Origin of the sequence: Chroococcidiopsis thermalis PCC 7203 (genome assembly GCF_000317125.1) — a bacterium.
In the GTDB taxonomy this organism is placed as follows: Bacteria; Cyanobacteriota; Cyanobacteriia; order Cyanobacteriales; family Chroococcidiopsidaceae; genus Chroococcidiopsis; species Chroococcidiopsis thermalis.
Map to the genome: position 1 here is coordinate 406,290 of NC_019695.1, position 16,760 is coordinate 423,049.

A 16,760-nucleotide genomic window follows, 5' to 3' on the forward strand; every position below is an offset into this window, starting at 1 on the left:
CTTAAATAATAGCGATCGCCATTGCACAATTGACCTAAATCAACATCGGCTTGTCCTCCAATTGCGGACAAATAAAATAATTATCCAAACGCAGATGCAACCTCCGAACCGATTTTTGAATTATTGGTTGCGACCAATAGCAACAGCTCTTTTAGCTGGAGCTGTCTCACAAACTTTACTAACTGGTCTAATTCAAGTAGGGGTAGCAATTGAAATCACTAATCAAGCAACTTATAGTTATGAGTTTAATAACGATAAATCAGAGATTAAACAATCAATCCAAACGACAACAAATAAACTTTCTACCTCAGTAGTCACCACAGATTTAATAGATCCTTTAGGAAAAATCACAGGCTGTACTGGTGAAACTTTGCCTGATTATACAGGATTTAGTATTGGTTTGTACGAGCCAAATTCTCAAGATGCAACAACAACAGAAATTGCCGAACCTGTATCTCTCACTCGTACAGAATCACCAGATATTGCTAACAATAATATTCCCAGAGGATTAGAGCCAAATACAGAAAATAGCAATCCTTTTTTCCTCACCAATGGCAAAGAAGGAACTTATAATTTCCTTCTCGATCCTCAGCGGGGTCAGTTGGATCGCGGTAAAACTTATATTTTATTAATTCATCCCCCCGATAAATCAATTTATGACGAGCGCCGCATCAAGCTCACAATTGGAGAACGGGACGATAGAGTTGTTGCTTATACCGCTACCTCTTTAGACGGCAAACCAATTAGTGCTACTGACAATCGCACGTCTATTAACGGAACGATTGACATTGAAAATGCCGAACGAATTGGATTAGTCTTAGCCGTTTTGGATTTGGATACAAGCGTTTGTCAAGCTCAAGAAGTACAAGTTGTCAAAACAGGCGATCGCGCTACAGCCGAACCTGGAGATACAGTTATCTATCGTCTCTCAGTCAAAAATCTCAGCAGCAGCCCGCTGAAAAATATCGTCGTCACCGATACCTTACCTCTAGGTTTTACCTTTATACCTAAATCCGTGCGGGCAGAGTTGGGCAAATCTCCAGTTGCGATCGCCTCTAGTCACGATGGCAGAACGATCTCTTTACGTGCAGAAGGAATAGAACTACCAAGTAACGCCACCAACGAGCAAGTTCTGAATATAGCTTATGCCGCAGTCCTCACGGCTGACGCAGTTCGCGGCACGGGTGAAAACCTGGCAAACGTGACCGGACAGCGCATTGATAACAACCAAACAGTCAAAGATGGTCCCGCCGTTCACAGATTACGGATTAATCCAGGCATTTTGTCAGATTGCGGCACGCTGATCGGACGAGTATTCGTAGATAAAAACTTTGATGGCGAACAGCAACCAGGAGAACCAGGAGTTCCCAATGCGGTGATTTTCATGGATGACGGCAACCGCATTACTACCGATATTCAAGGACTATTTTCTGTTGCCAATGTCATTTCTGGTTATCGCACGGGAGTTTTAGATTTCAGTAGCGTACCTGGCTACACCTTGGCTCCCAACCGCCGTTTTATCGAACGCAACAGTCAATCTCGTTTAGTGCATTTAGAACCTGGTGGAATGGCGCGGATGAATTTTGCTGTGACTCCGATCGCGAAGGAGGCAAAACCTAAATGAAGTGGAGAACGCGATTTTTCAATGCCTTCCTAGTAATTACTACAGTGAATGCGATCGGTTTGTTGATTCTGCCTAAAACTGCTAGAACAGAACCACTACAAACTCAAACAGAATTTGGTACTTACGTAGCAGCATTACCAATCGAATTGAGACAAGTACAGCGATCGGTGACAGAAAAGCGCTGGCACGATTATATTGTGGCATTACTTGCCCAACCTAAGACATCTGTACCTGTAGAGAATACGCAGGAATTCGGCACTTACGTAGCAGCGTTACCGATTGAAGCCGTTGCAACACCACCCTCAGAAACAGATCAACAGTTGCAACAACTGCTGGTGGCGTTCCTCGCTGCACCAGGGACAACAACAGTAGCTACGCCAGATTTCGGGAACGACACAGTTGCATTACCGATCGCCTTAAATCGAGAACAGACAGTTACGGATTTTCCTGAAGCTGAAGTTGCATTACTCTCTTTGCCAGCAGCATCAGATGTCATCGAAAATACTCACACTTCACCTCAGGACGTACCATCAGGAGCGATCGAACAAAATACAAATATCCCATCCCAGAGCGTACCGCAATCTGAAGCAGAGCAAAAGTATGCTAACTACTTGGTTGCTTTACGGGAACAAAACCAGTCACCAAACTCGGAAAATATCGATTCCCAGACAACTTCCACTCCAAGCCCAAATGACCTAAAATTTCTTTCGCCGCGATCGAGCCAAGTCTTGGATGTGCCAGCTACTACGGTAACTGTGCAGTCTCCCGCAAATATTCCTGTTGAACTGTCAGTAAATGGTGAACTAGTCGATACATCTTTAATTGGTGGTACAGAAACAAACAACACGGCGAATTCCGTGACGCAGACATGGTATGGCGTGCCACTCCAGCAGGGAGAGAATCACCTCACACTTAAAATTAAGACTGGCGATCGCGCTGGAGAATCAACGACAGTTAAAGTATACGTGCGCGGTAATACTAAACAAATCACCGTCCAAACGCAAGAATCGCGAATTCCCGCCGATGGACGTTCGACGGCAACGATTGAAGGGCAGCTACTCGATGACAAAGGCAATCGCACCAACGAAGATGCGATCGTCACTCTTGATGCTAGTGCTGGGGAGTTTGTCGGTAAGGATGCTAAGCCCGATATCCCAGGATTTCAAGTCCTGGCACGCAAAGGACAATACTCGGCTGAACTGCGATCGGGACTACAAGCGCAAACAGTCAGAATTCGCGCTGAAGCTTTTCAGCTAGAAGCATATACCCAATTTCAATTTGAAACGAATCTGCGCTCTAGTCTAGTTACGGGTGTTGTTGACTTGCGTTTAGGTGCGAGAGGCACTGATTTTTACAAGAGTTTTCGCGACTTTTTGCCCCCCGATGAAGACAACCGCACCGAACTGAGTTTTCATACAGCAGTTTTTGCCACAGGTAAAATTGGCGAATGGTTGTTTACAGGAGCATATAACAGCGATCGCACCCTGAATCAAAAATGCGACGGCACTTCGGGTTTGTTTCGAGATTACCAAGTCTGCGATCGCAACTATCCCGTTTACGGCGATAGTTCTAAAGTCGAGGCTGTCACCCCTTCTCAAGATAGTTTATATCTGCGCTTTGAGCGATCGGCATCCATTCCTGGCGCTGAGCCTGACTATGTGATGTGGGGTGACTACGATACAAAAGAGTTTGCTCGCTCCTCACAAGAATATACTGCGACTTCTCGTAACCTCCACGGATTCAAAGCAAATTATAATCTAGGAGATTTTCAACTTTCAGTATTCTATGGCGATAACGTTGAAGGTTTTCAACGCGACACGATCCCGCCTGATGGTACGAGCGGTTATTATTTCCTCTCGCGACGCTTGCTTATACCTGGAAGTGAAAACATCTCGATTGAAGTCGAAGAACTCAATCGCCCAGGTACGGTATTGTCACGTCAACAACTGGTTCGGGGTACGGACTACGACATCGACTACGATCGCGGCACGTTGTTATTTCGCGAACCAATTTTCCGCACGGCTGTAGATGAAAACGGACAAGTTTTGGTGCGGCGAATCGTTGCCACCTATCAGTATGAGAGCCAAGAAAAGGACAATCGCATCTACGGTGGTAGAGTTCAGTACAACATCTCGCGACAACTTGAGAATGAAAGTTGGCTCGGTGCAACATATTTAAAAGAAGAACGCGGCATTCGCGACTTTGAACTTTACGGTGCAGACGCGCAAATTGCGATAAGTGACAAGATACATTTGATTGCCGAATACGCTCACTCTCAAAATGATTCAGAAATGATGGGAGAAGTCAGCGGTTCGGCTTATCGGTTAGAGGCTGAGGGAGAGATTGCCAAAGGGATTCAAGGTCGAGCTTATTGGCGCTCTACCGATACAGGTTTTAGTAACAACGCGACAACTAGCTTTGTCCCAGGACAAACTCGTTATGGAGCGCAGGTTACAGGACAGGTCGCTGCAAAAACTAATGTTCGGTTGCAGTACGACCATGAAGACAATCGCGGCATAGCACCTCAACCGTTAGATAATTTTACCGATTTATTTTCACCCCGTTCGGAGGCGATTCCAGGTAGTAAGGTTGACAACTCGCTGACAACGATTACAGCCGGAGTACAGCAGCAGATTGGTAAAGCCGACCTCACATTAGATTGGGTACATCGGCATCGAGAAGACCGGATCGAACCGAATGCTTTGAGCGGTACTTCAGACCAATTGCGATCGCGTCTCAAGTTACCTTTAACTGAAACTCTCACTTTTTTAGCCCAAAACGAACTGACCATTTCTAATGAAGAGGATGCTGTTTATCCAGACCGAACGATTGTAGGTTTAGATTGGAAAGTTGCACAAGATTTGAGTATTCGCTTATCGCAACAGTTTTACAGTGGCAGTCAGAATGATGGTAACTCGATTACCAGTCTCGATTTTATTGGCGAACGCAAATTCGGTACGGATACCACTGTCAACGGGCGTTACTCCATTTTAAATGGAGGTGACGGGATGACAACACAGGGTGCGATCGGGATAAAACAAGGTCTGACCATTGCCCCTGGGTTAAAGCTGGACTTGGGATACGAGCATGTATTTGGTAGTTTCTTCAATCGGACTGGAGCAGGTAAGCAGTTCGTGCAACCTTTTACAGCGGGACAAAGTGCCTCTTCAATTGGCGTTGACTCCGGCGATAACTACCATATTGGCTTAGCATACACGCCTAGCGACGATTTCAAAGCTAGCGCTCGTTACGAACATCGGAATTCTTCTGGTGGTTCTAATACAGTTATTTCTGCAAATGTAACCGGAAAAATTTCTCCCGCGCTAACGGGTTTGGTTAACTATCAACAGGCGAATGCTTCTAACCAAAGACTCTCAGGGTTGGGAGATACGGCTCACTTAAAAGTGGGTCTAGCATATCGCGACCCGAATAACGATAAATTTAATGCTTTGTTACGTTATGAATATCGCAAGAATCCTTCTACAATTCCCGATACGATTTTACTCGGCAGCGGTACGGGTTCCAAAGACCATACTTTTGCTCTAGAAACTATTTATGCTCCTAACTGGCGATGGGAACTTTACGGCAAGTATGCGATTCGCCACAGTACCTCTTACTTAGCAGCAGATTTAGTTAATTCCAGTACGATTAATTTGGGACAATTACGAGCGACTTATCGCTTGAACGACAAAATCGATTTGGTCGGTGAAGCTCGCTGGATTAATCAACCTTCAGAAGATCGCAGCGAGACGGGTTTTGTTGCTGAAGCAGGCTACTACCTGACACCAAATCTGCGGTTATCGGCAGGATATGCTTTTGGTCAGGTGAATGATGACGATTTTAGCGGCTCTCGTTCTGCTGGTGGGGCTTATTTTGGTTTAACCGTGAAATTGAACGAATTGTTTGATGGTTTTGGGTTGCAAAAACCCGTTCCTGCATCGAAGAAAGCACAGGAGCAGGGGAGCAGGGGAGCAAGGGGGCAAGCGACCCCCCTAACTGAGCTTAAAAAGGAGGGCGAAAGTCGTTCGATTCCGCCTCAAGCAAATCCAAAGGCGATCGCTCCTAATACTCTTCCAGAAAGTAAGGAGGAAACAACTCAGGTTCAGTCATATTTAGACAGAGAAATAAATTCAACTTCGTTAGAATCTATCGCAAGGGAATAGCCATGCGCAAGGTTCAATTTTACAGTGTGCTAGGGACTCTAAAGCTTGAAGAGAAAGCGATCGCAATCCATCTATATTCCGGTAAGTTCGAGCTGGCAGCTTTTGTCTGCACCTTCATCTTATGTATTCTCGGCTATTGGACGCAGCCAGCCCAAGCTGAAGGTAGTAAAGAACTCAACTCTAGTAGTGGCAAGAGAGCTTATACTGAGTGGGATACCGTACAAACAACAGCTGGGATTGCTCGGAAAAGCACGCTCAAAGTTTACGTGAATGCTGGAGAAAAGATTAATCTTGGCTCTAGTGTCTACAACAGTGCTGGAGGAGGGACTCAAGATATTGTCTACCGCAGTCCTAATGGAGGACAGGATGGTTCTTGTGATGTCCTCCAAACGGGCTTCGGCTTGATTGATACAACCACTAAAGAAGCTAACGGACCATTTCCTAGTGCAGGCGGATATACTCCTTGCCAAATTACTGCAACTGAAACTGGAATCTACGAAGTAGAATTTCATGCTCCACTTTCAGATGGAACTGGTCAAAACCCGCTCATGATTGCTACAACCACTGCCTTTGCCACAGATGCAACTCAAAGAGCAACAGTAGCAGCTTGGGACATTACTGTAACTAATAGTTCCGCTCAAGCTATTCCTGGTCGGGTATTTGCGAATTACCTAGCTCTCAACATAGGTAATAATACGAATGACTCGATAGGAGCTTTGAGTTCTGCTGTATTTGTCAAAACCGCAGATGGTTATTTATACAGAATAGATTTCAACGGCTTAGATCCCTTTGGATTTATCATGCTATCCAATCCACAAGGGTTTACTTCAGGAGGAAATCGACTCTACAAATCCGTTCAACTTGGGAGTGGTGATAGTTTACCGAGTGGAGGCGCGATCGATAGCTCCGTAGCAGGGACTAATAAAATATTTTTTAATCCTCCAAGCATGGACTTACCAGCTACGGCTTCGCTACCTAGCGGTGGTTCGACATGGCTCCAGTCTTTAGTCGCTCCTCCTCCTGCTGCACCGACTAACTTTGAGTTCGTCGGCAAAGAAGCAAACACTCCTGGTAAAGCAGGTACATTTCCTTTGGGTGGTTATTTCAAATTTAATGTGGCTCAAGCAGGACGTTACCGAATTTTTCTAGACTTCAACGGTAATGGTACTTTTGATAGCAACGATCGCATCTTATCTGGAATTTCCACAGTTGGGACTAATTCTGTGGAATGGGACGGTAAGGATGGATTGGGTGTGGCTCTCAGACCCGATGCGACTGGATATCGTGCTAGTATTGCGGTCACGGTTGATGTTGGTGAAGTCCACTTTCCCTTTATTGACGCTGAGAACAACCCCAGAGGCATCATCGTAACGCGACAGAATTGTACTCTCAGCGAGCCATTAGCCGGGTGTACGATTGTCTACTACAACGATACTGGATTAATTGGAGGAACTGTACCCAATCCTATTGCTGCTAAGGGTGGAATTGACAGCAGTACAGGCGCTCATGCTTTTAGTAGCTCTTTTGGCGATCACAAAGGAATCGATACCTGGACGAGCGTTCCATCTACCTCTGACTCTATAGAATCTGGTGGCATCGTTCTCCGAGAAGCTGACCTGCAAGTGACGAAAACACATAGTTTTTCCAATGTTGTTGGTAGCCAAATTACTTACACAGTCACCGTAACTAACAAAGGTCCCAGCGATACAAGCGATATTGTCGTTACTGACAATATTCCTGGCACTGTTACTAATGTCACTTGGACTTGTGCAATTACTAATGATGTTGCTGGTAGTCTCGCTAATGCTTGTGGTGCAGCCAATGGTTCGGGGAACAACCTCAATACCACATTAACGCTTAATAAAGATGCAGTTGCCACTTTTACTATTACGGGTACTGTTCCTAGTTTTGCAGACTTGTCGAATTCAGTTACTGCTAAAACTCCACTAGATGTGACAGATCCGAATACAACCGCTAACGATTCTCACACTAACACTGTTACCGATACCTTTATATTTGGTACTCCTCCTACTGTAACTAAAACTGACGTGCTTGCTATTGATGGCGATCGTTCTGGTGGTACAACTCCTTTAGCAAACCAAGCTGTTACCCCAGGGGATACTTTAGAGTACAGGATTACTGTGACCAACCCTAGCACAAATACAGCAATTAGCAACGTCATACTGACCGATACCATTCCTACCAATACGACTTATGTTTCTGGTACTTTAAGAGTTGCTGCGGGAGCTAATACCGGAAACAAAACTAATAGTCTAGATACCGATCAAGCAGAAATCATTAACAACAATACTAATGTTATCTTTCGTCTGGGAACAGGAGCAAACGGCACATTAGGGGGAAGTTTGACTGCTGGGCAAAGCACTACAGTCACATTTCGCGTTCGGGTTAACAATCCTTTTCCGAATGGTGTGTCTCAAGTGTCTAATCAAGCATTTGTTGCTAGCGACAAATTTCCGAGTCTTAAAAGTAACGATCCTGATACTTCTACAGCAGACGATCTGACTGTTACTCGTATAGCAGCACGGCTACGCTTAGTTAAACGAATTACAGCCATTAATACCACAAATTTTACTAATGTTGTCGATCCTACTACAACTAGCGATTTAAATGACAATAGTAATGTGAGATGGTTGTCTAACTATTTACAAGGCAAAGTCTTTGATACTACGCAACCTGGAGACGAAATTGAATATACAATCTACTTTATTTCGGATGGAGCGAATTCAGCAAATAATACAGCTTTGTGCGATCGCATTCCTACGAACACCAGTTTTATTTCTAATACCTTTAATAGTGGTTACACTGCTAATAGTTTAGGTTTATCAGGAACAGATAGAGGTATTCTCTGGCAATACAGCGGCACGACTCAATCGTTAACAAATCTCAGTGATGGAGATGCCGCAACCTATTTTCCCCCAGGAGTTGAGCCGAGTAACGTTTATCCCAATATTAATTGTCAGGGCAGTAATACCAATGGGGCGATCGTGGTTAATTTAGGTAGTTTACCCAATCTTAGATCTTGCACCAGTACAGATACTCTAGTTGCGAAAGAGTAGGTTTCAATGAGAGAAAAGGGCGTGAAACCAATTGAATGCAAGAACGATGGAAACCCTTCTTGCCCACGCCCAAGGGCTAGTCTACACCCTACTTGATTTGATGCCGAGCCACTATCAACGAGATAGCCTACAAGCCTTGCTGGGATTATTTTTACAAGCTCAAGGACATCCTCTGCCCCAACAATGCAAAACTAAATCAGCCAGTGCCTTAAGTCGGTTTCTCAACGTCTACCCCTGGTCAACTCGTCGGCTGATTCGTAGTACCCGCTCCTTTGTCCTGCAGCAAATTCTGTCACAGCCACGAATTGGACGTAGACCCATCTTACAAGTCATCATCGACTTAACCACCCTAGAAAAACGCGGCAAGTTCAAGCTGTTGGATGGATTAGTGCGAGTCTTCCATAGCAAACGTGGGCTACACCTAGTCGTGATGTATCTAGTAGTGGGTCAATGGCGCGTGCCGTGGAATTTTCGAGTTTACCGAGGGAAAAATCATTCCTCACCAGCACAGTTGGGGCTACGACTTGTACAAAGCTTACCTTCATTGCTGAGTCAACACTTTCAGCTCATGATTTTAGTAGATACAGCCTTTGGTAGTGCCGAATTTTTACATGGTATACGTAAATTAAAATATCACGCCATTGCCGGAGTACGCTGTGACCGCAAGCTACAAGATGGGCGCAATGTTAAGCAACTATGCAGGCGGGGACAACAAGTGCGACTGGTAAAATTAAAGTTTCCAGTTTCACTGTCTTGGTACTATCTCAAGCGTGACGACGGTAGGCTGGAAAAGCGCTTTGTCCTCTCTACCAAACCACTTAAAGCTAGTACTATCAATTACTGGGGCAAAAAGCGTTGGCAGATTGAGGGATGGTTCAAAACTGCTAAACATCGGTTTGGATTAGACCAATTTGGTCAGGGCACATTGCTAGGTGTCTACCGTTGGCTGGTATTGTCACTTTTAGCTTATTTGTTAGCACATTGGGCTTATTTGTCTACTGCATCTACCGACTCACCTGATTGGGGTAAGGCGGCTCAACTGGCACTTGAAGCATTACTGCCTCAACTAGTGGTGTTGCTCCTGCTGCTGGAGAGCAAACGCCTCACACCCCTAGCACGCTCCCTTGGTTTTGACATTCAAATCACTTGCTGCAAGATCTGAGCAATGCAACGGGTGCAGGTACGCCAATTAATTCCTACGGCTTCATTCGTTTTCGGGCTAAGGTGCAATAAGAAAAATAGCAGCACGAAATTTAAAGTAGGCGATCGCTGTTATACGTACACGTAGTTGGAGCGGACATAGAGTTTTGAACTGGAGCAGTTTTACATTATGTCTATACATAATTTACTTGTGAAGAATATACCTGAATCAAAATTATTGTACTGAAAGATATCTAATTCTAACTGGGCAAGCTAAATCATACGATCGGTTATGAGTTTTTACTAAAAGTTACAATACTTAGAAATTTTCAAATGTTCATAAACGAAAACCACTGTAAAACTGCTGATAGCTACCTTATCAATCGTATCTATCGATTGCTAGCTGCCAAAAAACGATTCAATGACCGCAGATTCAATAAAACTACAATGATTAAAAAAATGAATTGCAGTCAATAAAGCTGGCGCGATCGCCACAATTTACTCAGGCTGGAAGAAGGATTGGCAATTATTATGAATAAACCTGTAATGTTAAAAAAACTTGCTCCAATTACCTTAACCGTTGTTGGAGTACTTTTATGTTGTCCCCTAAAAGCAAATGCCACTCCCAACTTACAAATTAAACCCATTTCCTGGGACATTATCGGTCTAGATAGTAATAAACCTGATATTGAAGGACCCAATGTTTTTAATATTGGAGCTAGAGTTTGTAATCTCGGTACATCTGCCGCTAAAGATATACAAGCGAAGATTAACTTGGGTTCGGGAACGGGTAGTGCTTATATTTCACTTCTCGGTCTGAATACTTTAAATATTAACTATCTACCTGCTGGCGGTGCTGGATCGACATTTCATAATATTGGTAATACTGGCGCAACTCCAGCTTACTGCACAGATTTTTATTTCAACATTCAAGTTCAGCGACTTCTAGCTGCTCAAAACACGTATCGAGAATATTATATTGAGGCAACTGGTAAAGATTTAAGCGGTACTCAGCTAGCGACAATTACAACTCCTCAACCTCGCCGTTTATACGTTGAAAAATTAGTCGAGCAGAATCGTAATAAGGTACTCACTTTCACAGGCACAACCACCGTACAATCAGGAGATATTGTAGATTATACGGTAACTGGTCAGACAGCAACTGGAGGTTATGAACAATTAGTTTTTGCTACTAACTTTCCCAACACTGTTTTTCAGGTTCTTAAAGTTAATACCAATTATACAACTCCCTCTGGTACAACTAATAATTCCATTTATGGTGATGCCTGTGGTTGGGATTCAGATCCTAATTCTAGTTATTACCGAACTTGCGATAATCTGAGTATTTCTGATGGTTATACAGGTGGAAAAGTTGGCGATGACTTTACTGCAAGATACAAAGTAAAAATTATTGCTACTCAGAATCAAACAATTGGTGTTTCTAGTTTAGTTTATGATAAATCTGGCTCTAGTTATCACTACAATACAACTTATAAAATTCCACCCGACTATGACATTAATATTAATGTTACTCCTGCTGTAACAGCAGATTTAAGTTTAACTAAGACAGTCAATAAATTACTGCCTAATGTAGGGGAAAATGTCACCTTTACGATTAATGTAAAAAACGATGGTCCTGACAACGCTACAAATGTCAAGGTTCAGGATATCTTACCTACTGGAATAACCTACGTTTCCTCGAATGCCTCTGTCACCTTTGGCGCTACGACTCCTACTTATCTCAGTGTCAGCGATTACAACGGAGGTGTTTACATTTCTAGTACGGGGATGTGGGATATAGGTACGCTTCCCAAAGGCGCTACTGCAACGCTTCAGATTGTGGCAACAGTAAATACCACTAATGCCATTACTAATATTGCTGAAGTCAACGCCAGCGACCAAACCGATCCTGACTCTACTCCGAACAACAATAACGTCAACGAAGACGATCGCGCTGCTGTAACTTTTAATCAAAGGGTATCCATTTCTGGTACGGTGTTTGAAGATGTTAACTATGGTGGTGGTGTAGGGCGCGACTATACGACTGCTAACAATTCAGCCGCACTCTCCGGCTTCGCTACAGGTGTAATTCGCCGCCCAAACGTACGGGTAGAGTTATATAGCTCGGCAGGCAATTTCTTGACTTCCACTCTCACTGATACTAACGGCGCTTACAGCTTCACCAATCAGCCAGGAAATACAAGTTACACGGTGCGCGTGGTTAACGGTACTGTAACTTCTGCCCGTCCCAGTTCGGGAGGTACGCTCATCCCGGTACAGACTTATCGTACCGATGCCACTACGGGAACTATAACTGCGGTTGCGGATCGGGTGGGGGGAGAAAACCCGACATTAGTTGATGCGGGCAATGGTAGTACCACGTTAGCCGCACTCACTACCGCTACAACCGCTGCTCAATCGATCGCCCAAATTAATGCTGGTGCTGGTAATATCACGGGTATAGACTTCGGCTTTAACTTTGACACCATAGTCAGTACGAGAGATTCCGGTCAGGGCAGCTTACGCCAGTTCATTATTAACAGTAATACTCTCAACAATACGAGTCTGGCTCAAGTTGGAGTGCTTTCCGGTAGGGAGGAGAGTATCTTCATGATTTCAGATGGTGCAGCTCATCCCGGTTTACGGGCGGGGTTACCTAACCAATTTAGCGGTGGTGTCGCCACAATTACTTTAGCAACTGCTCTACCCGCGATCGCAAATGCAACTAGTACTAACGCTAACCGTACTAGTATTGATGGTAGAACCCAAACTGCCTTAACTGGAGACACTAACGCACCAATATTTAACAACACGACTGGACCAGAAATTGTTCTCAACGTCGCCGCCGGTCCTGGGCTGGAAGTGCAAGCTAGCTTTACTTTTATTAAAAATATCGGTATTACTGGTGCTAACGGTGTAGGTACGGCAGGTGTGGGAGTCTATTTCAATGGTGCGGGGGCAGCGAACTCGCGGCTAGAAGATGCTACTATTTTTAGCAATGATAACTCAGGCGTAAAGTTTCAAAGTGCCACTAGCGCTTACGTTAATTCCAATATCATTCGTAATAATGGCGTGACCGATCCTCTTGCTGATGGGGTCGAACTGATTGGCTCTAGTAGCAATAACGTGACTGAGAATATCATCATCAACAACCCAGGTTACGGGATCGATCTACATACGACTACCAACAACAGCAACAACCTGAGTAGTAACCAGATTATCAACAATGGCGCACCCGACGACACTCAGGATGCTGGAATTGGTATCCGCTTAGGAAGCAACAACCTGATCGGTCAAAATACGATCGCTAACAATCTCGGTGATGGTATTGTCGTTGCTGCGGGAACGGGCAACACAATGACTGAAAACTCGATTTATAGCAACGGTGGACTTGGCATCGATTTGGGTGGTGGTAGCGAAGGTAATGGGGTGACGCTTAATGACAGTGGCGATCTCGATACGGGTGCAAATGGTCTATTTAACTTTCCGATTTTAGAGAGCGCTCAGCTTTCAGGTGGTAACCTAGTCGTTAAAGGCTTTGCTCGCCCTGGCTCGAAAATAGAATTTTTTGTCAAACAACCCGACCCCTCAGGTTTTGGTGAAGGACAAGAATATCTCGTGACGTTGGTTGAAGATTCGGCAGACGATGCCGATGCGACAACTGGCACTTATACTAGTCCGTTCAATGGTCTCAACCAAGGTACTGACACCACAAACCGATTTGAATTTTCGATCCCGTTAGGCAGTCTGCCGAATACAGTCACAACCGCTGACACGCTCACTGCTACTGCTACCTGTCTCAACAGCGAAAACTGCACTAGCGCCCCAAATGGCAGTACTTCAGAATTCAGCGGTAATATTACCATTACTGGCAGCCCTCATCTATCACTCGTCAAGCGCATTACTGCCATCAATGGCGTTCCTTTTTCTGGGTTTGATGGTACTGCTACTGACCCGAATAATAATGGCGATCTCGATGAAGATGTGAACTGGGGTTTACCGCTGGATGACTCCTTGAGAGGACAGATCGATGGCGGTTTTGTCCAACCGGGAGAAGAAGTCGAATACACGATTTACTATCTCTCTACTGGTGCGACTACAGCTCAAAATGTGTTGTTTTGCGATCGCGTTCCCGCAAATATGAGTTTTCTTGCTACTGGGTTCGATAGCTATCCCGTGCAAGCATCTGGAGGTTTACAAGGAGTAGCACGGGGGATTCTCTGGCAATATAACGGGACGACTGAATCGTTAACAAATGTCAGCGATGGAGATACGGCAATGTATTTTCCCCCAGGAGTTGAGCCGAGTAGTGTTTATCCTAGTGTTAATTGTCAGGGTAGCAATACCACTGGGGCGATCGTGGTTAATTTAGGCGATTTAATCAATGCGACTGCGCCTGGAATTCCTGCAAATGCCTATGGATTTGTGCGGTTTAAAGCTAAGCTCAACTAACCTAACCTTTACCTAGTGGTAGTTTTTCCCTTAATGGCTAATTGCCTGTTAAATCTGGGAAGACTAAATATAGACTCCATAAGCCGATCCCCAGATATGAGTTACTGCTTGAATCCAGACTGCCAGAATCCCCAAAACTTAGATGGAAGAAAGTATTGTCTCGTCTGTGGCTCCAAGTTGCTACTCAAAGACCAATATCAAGCAATTAAACCAATCGGCAATGGTGGTTTTGGACGCACCTTTTTAGCAGAAGATGCCAATCGTCTCAATGCCCTTTGCGTGATCAAGCAGTTTTTTCCTCTGCCCCACATACAAGGCAATATTGAGGCAATGGCAAAGGCTACTTTATTGTTCAAGCAAGAAGCCAGACAGCTATTAGAACTAGGGGAGAAACATCCCCAAATTCCAACTTTATTCGGTTATTTTGAACAAGAACAACGCTTGTACTTGGTACAACAGCATATTGACGGGCAAGATTTAGAAAAAGAATTAGAACAGCAAGGATCGTTTAACGAAGAACAAATTCGGGCGCTGATGCAGAGTTTATTGCCCGTACTGCAATTCATTCACCATTGCGATGTGATTCATCGGGATATTAAACCGACAAATATTCTACGTCAAAAAGTTGATAACAAATTTGTCTTAATCGATTTTGGCGTAGCAAAACAACTTGCTGGGACGAGTATCTCTGCTGCTAGTACCAAACCAGGAACCGAAGGATATGCCCCCATCGAACAACTGCGCGGTGGAAGGGCATTCCCCGCCAGCGATATCTACAGCTTGGGTGTCACCTGCATTCGCCTGATGACAAATGCAGAACTAGACGAAATCTACAATCCTTTAGAAGGAAACTGGATGTGGCGACCCTATTTGCAGCAAAGGGGTATTGATGTTTCAGACCGATTAAGTGACATTCTCGATCGCATGTTGCAAGAGTACGTCCAGCGTCGCTATCAATCGGCGGAAGAGGTACTCAAAGACCTCAGCGAACCAATTGTCGCACCAGCAACCGCAGCAGCACCGCCACCGCCACCACCACCACCACCGCCACCGCCACCGCCACCGCCACCTGTAGAAATTAAAAATTGGCAGTGCGTGCATACTTTAACCGGACATTCAGGACAGATTAGAGCAGTTGCCATTAGCCCAGATGGACAGTTAGTCGCTAGTGGCAGTGCAGACAAAACCATTAATATCTGGGAGTTGGATAGCGGTAGTTTAGTTTACTCTCTTAGAGACCATAGCAACTGGGTACGGGGATTGACTTTTAGTCCTGACGGCAAATCTCTCGTTAGTTGCAGTGCCGATAAAACTGTCAAGATCTGGAACGTGAATAGTGGCAAACTGATTCAAACTCTAGCCGGACACGCGAATGGAGTCAGCGCGATCGCGACAAGTCGTGATGGTAGGGTAATTTTTAGCGGAAGTGACGATGGCACAGTGAAGTTGTGGGATTTATATACAGGTAATCTCATGTACACCTTGACAGGACACTCCGGTTATGTATTGTCAGTTGCCAATAGTCCAGATGGCAAAGTGTTAGCTGGAGGTTGCGGCGAAGTTATTCGTTTGTGGGACTTATACAAAGAAAAATGGATGGGCGATCTGACGGGACATTCTGGATGGGTGCGATCGATTGTTTTTAGTAAAGATGGACGCACCATCGTCTCTGGCAGCGAAGATGGCACGATTAAGATGTGGCATGATAGTAAGCTAACTCACACGCTTGAAGGTCATACCAGCCGTGTCAGCGGTGTTGCTTTAAGTCCGTTGGGGAAAATTATTGTCAGTGGTAGTGGCGATAAAACGCTCAAAGTTTGGCAATCTGAAAATGGTAAGTTTGTCAAAACTATCGGCAGCCATGATGATGCTATTTGGTCAATTGCTCTGAGTCCTGACGAACAGGCGATCGCTTCTGGTAGTGCTGACAGCACTGTAAAAATTTGGCAATGTCACTAAACTAAGAGTTATGGAGACGCGACACGTTGTGTCTCTGCAACGTTTTTCCGTGCTATCCATGCCCAAAAAGCAAAAATTCCCTTATCTCGTTGGTTCCAAATGGACTTCCCAGCAAAAAATGTTCGGCTGGAGGCACTTTCAAGTGGTCAATCGCAAAAATCAAGGCAAGTGGGTGTTTGCGGAAATGGTCGCCGCCTGCGATCCTGAAGCCAGGTTTTGGATCAATGCGAATTTGCTAAAGGATCGTTCCCAGTGGCTGGCTGGCTGGCAATCTCTACAAGAGATGGCAGAATTAGCTGCTACAGTTGATTGATATTTTTTGTTTCGACGCAAAGATTTTGGGTA

At 44.7% G+C, this 16,760-nt stretch carries 7 protein-coding genes; all 7 read left to right on the top strand.

Annotated features, from left to right (window positions below; all coding sequences use genetic code 11):
- Positions 1 to 94 precede the first annotated feature (94 nt).
- The 7 genes from CHRO_RS01835 to CHRO_RS01865 all read left to right on the top strand — a co-directional run bounded on the left by CHRO_RS01835 (position 95) and on the right by CHRO_RS01865 (position 16,728).
- Positions 95 to 1,624 carry a DUF11 domain-containing protein gene (locus tag CHRO_RS01835; protein WP_015152471.1) on the top strand — a complete coding sequence of 510 codons (1,530 nt, stop codon included), beginning with the start codon at positions 95 to 97 and terminating at the stop codon, positions 1,622 to 1,624.
- Complete coding sequence (locus tag CHRO_RS01840; protein WP_015152472.1) at positions 1,621 to 5,787, top strand: hypothetical protein; 4,167 nt, start codon at positions 1,621 to 1,623, stop codon at positions 5,785 to 5,787. The genes CHRO_RS01835 and CHRO_RS01840 overlap by 4 nt, the downstream gene beginning before the upstream one ends.
- Positions 5,788 to 5,789: 2 nt before the next feature.
- Entirely contained in the window at positions 5,790 to 8,864 is a 3,075-nt protein-coding gene (locus CHRO_RS29360; protein WP_015152473.1) for an isopeptide-forming domain-containing fimbrial protein, read from the top strand.
- 46 nt (positions 8,865 to 8,910) lie between these two features.
- Positions 8,911 to 10,026 carry an IS701 family transposase gene (locus tag CHRO_RS01850; RefSeq protein ID WP_015152474.1) on the top strand — a complete coding sequence of 372 codons (1,116 nt, stop codon included), beginning with the start codon at positions 8,911 to 8,913 and terminating at the stop codon, positions 10,024 to 10,026.
- A gap of 509 nt (positions 10,027 to 10,535) precedes the next feature.
- Complete coding sequence (locus CHRO_RS01855) at positions 10,536 to 14,456, top strand: right-handed parallel beta-helix repeat-containing protein (protein WP_015152475.1); 3,921 nt, start codon at positions 10,536 to 10,538, stop codon at positions 14,454 to 14,456.
- A gap of 96 nt (positions 14,457 to 14,552) precedes the next feature.
- Positions 14,553 to 16,415, top strand: coding sequence for a serine/threonine-protein kinase (locus tag CHRO_RS01860; protein ID WP_015152476.1), 1,863 nt, complete (start codon positions 14,553 to 14,555; stop codon positions 16,413 to 16,415).
- A gap of 58 nt (positions 16,416 to 16,473) precedes the next feature.
- The gene (locus CHRO_RS01865; RefSeq protein ID WP_084739202.1) at positions 16,474 to 16,728 is read left to right on the top strand and encodes a TIGR02450 family Trp-rich protein; all 255 of its coding nucleotides are present in this window, start codon (positions 16,474 to 16,476) and stop codon (positions 16,726 to 16,728) included.
- The last annotated feature ends 32 nt before the right edge of the window (positions 16,729 to 16,760 follow it).

Coding starts and splice junctions, on each gene's coding strand:
- CHRO_RS01835 (WP_015152471.1), top strand. CDS start 95: ATGCAACCTCCGAACCGATTTTTGAATTATTGGTTGCGACCAATAGCA.
- CHRO_RS01840 (WP_015152472.1), top strand. CDS start 1,621: ATGAAGTGGAGAACGCGATTTTTCAATGCCTTCCTAGTAATTACTACA.
- CHRO_RS29360 (WP_015152473.1), top strand. CDS start 5,790: ATGCGCAAGGTTCAATTTTACAGTGTGCTAGGGACTCTAAAGCTTGAA.
- CHRO_RS01850 (WP_015152474.1), top strand. CDS start 8,911: ATGGAAACCCTTCTTGCCCACGCCCAAGGGCTAGTCTACACCCTACTT.
- CHRO_RS01855 (WP_015152475.1), top strand. CDS start 10,536: ATGAATAAACCTGTAATGTTAAAAAAACTTGCTCCAATTACCTTAACC.
- CHRO_RS01860 (WP_015152476.1), top strand. CDS start 14,553: ATGAGTTACTGCTTGAATCCAGACTGCCAGAATCCCCAAAACTTAGAT.
- CHRO_RS01865 (WP_084739202.1), top strand. CDS start 16,474: ATGCCCAAAAAGCAAAAATTCCCTTATCTCGTTGGTTCCAAATGGACT.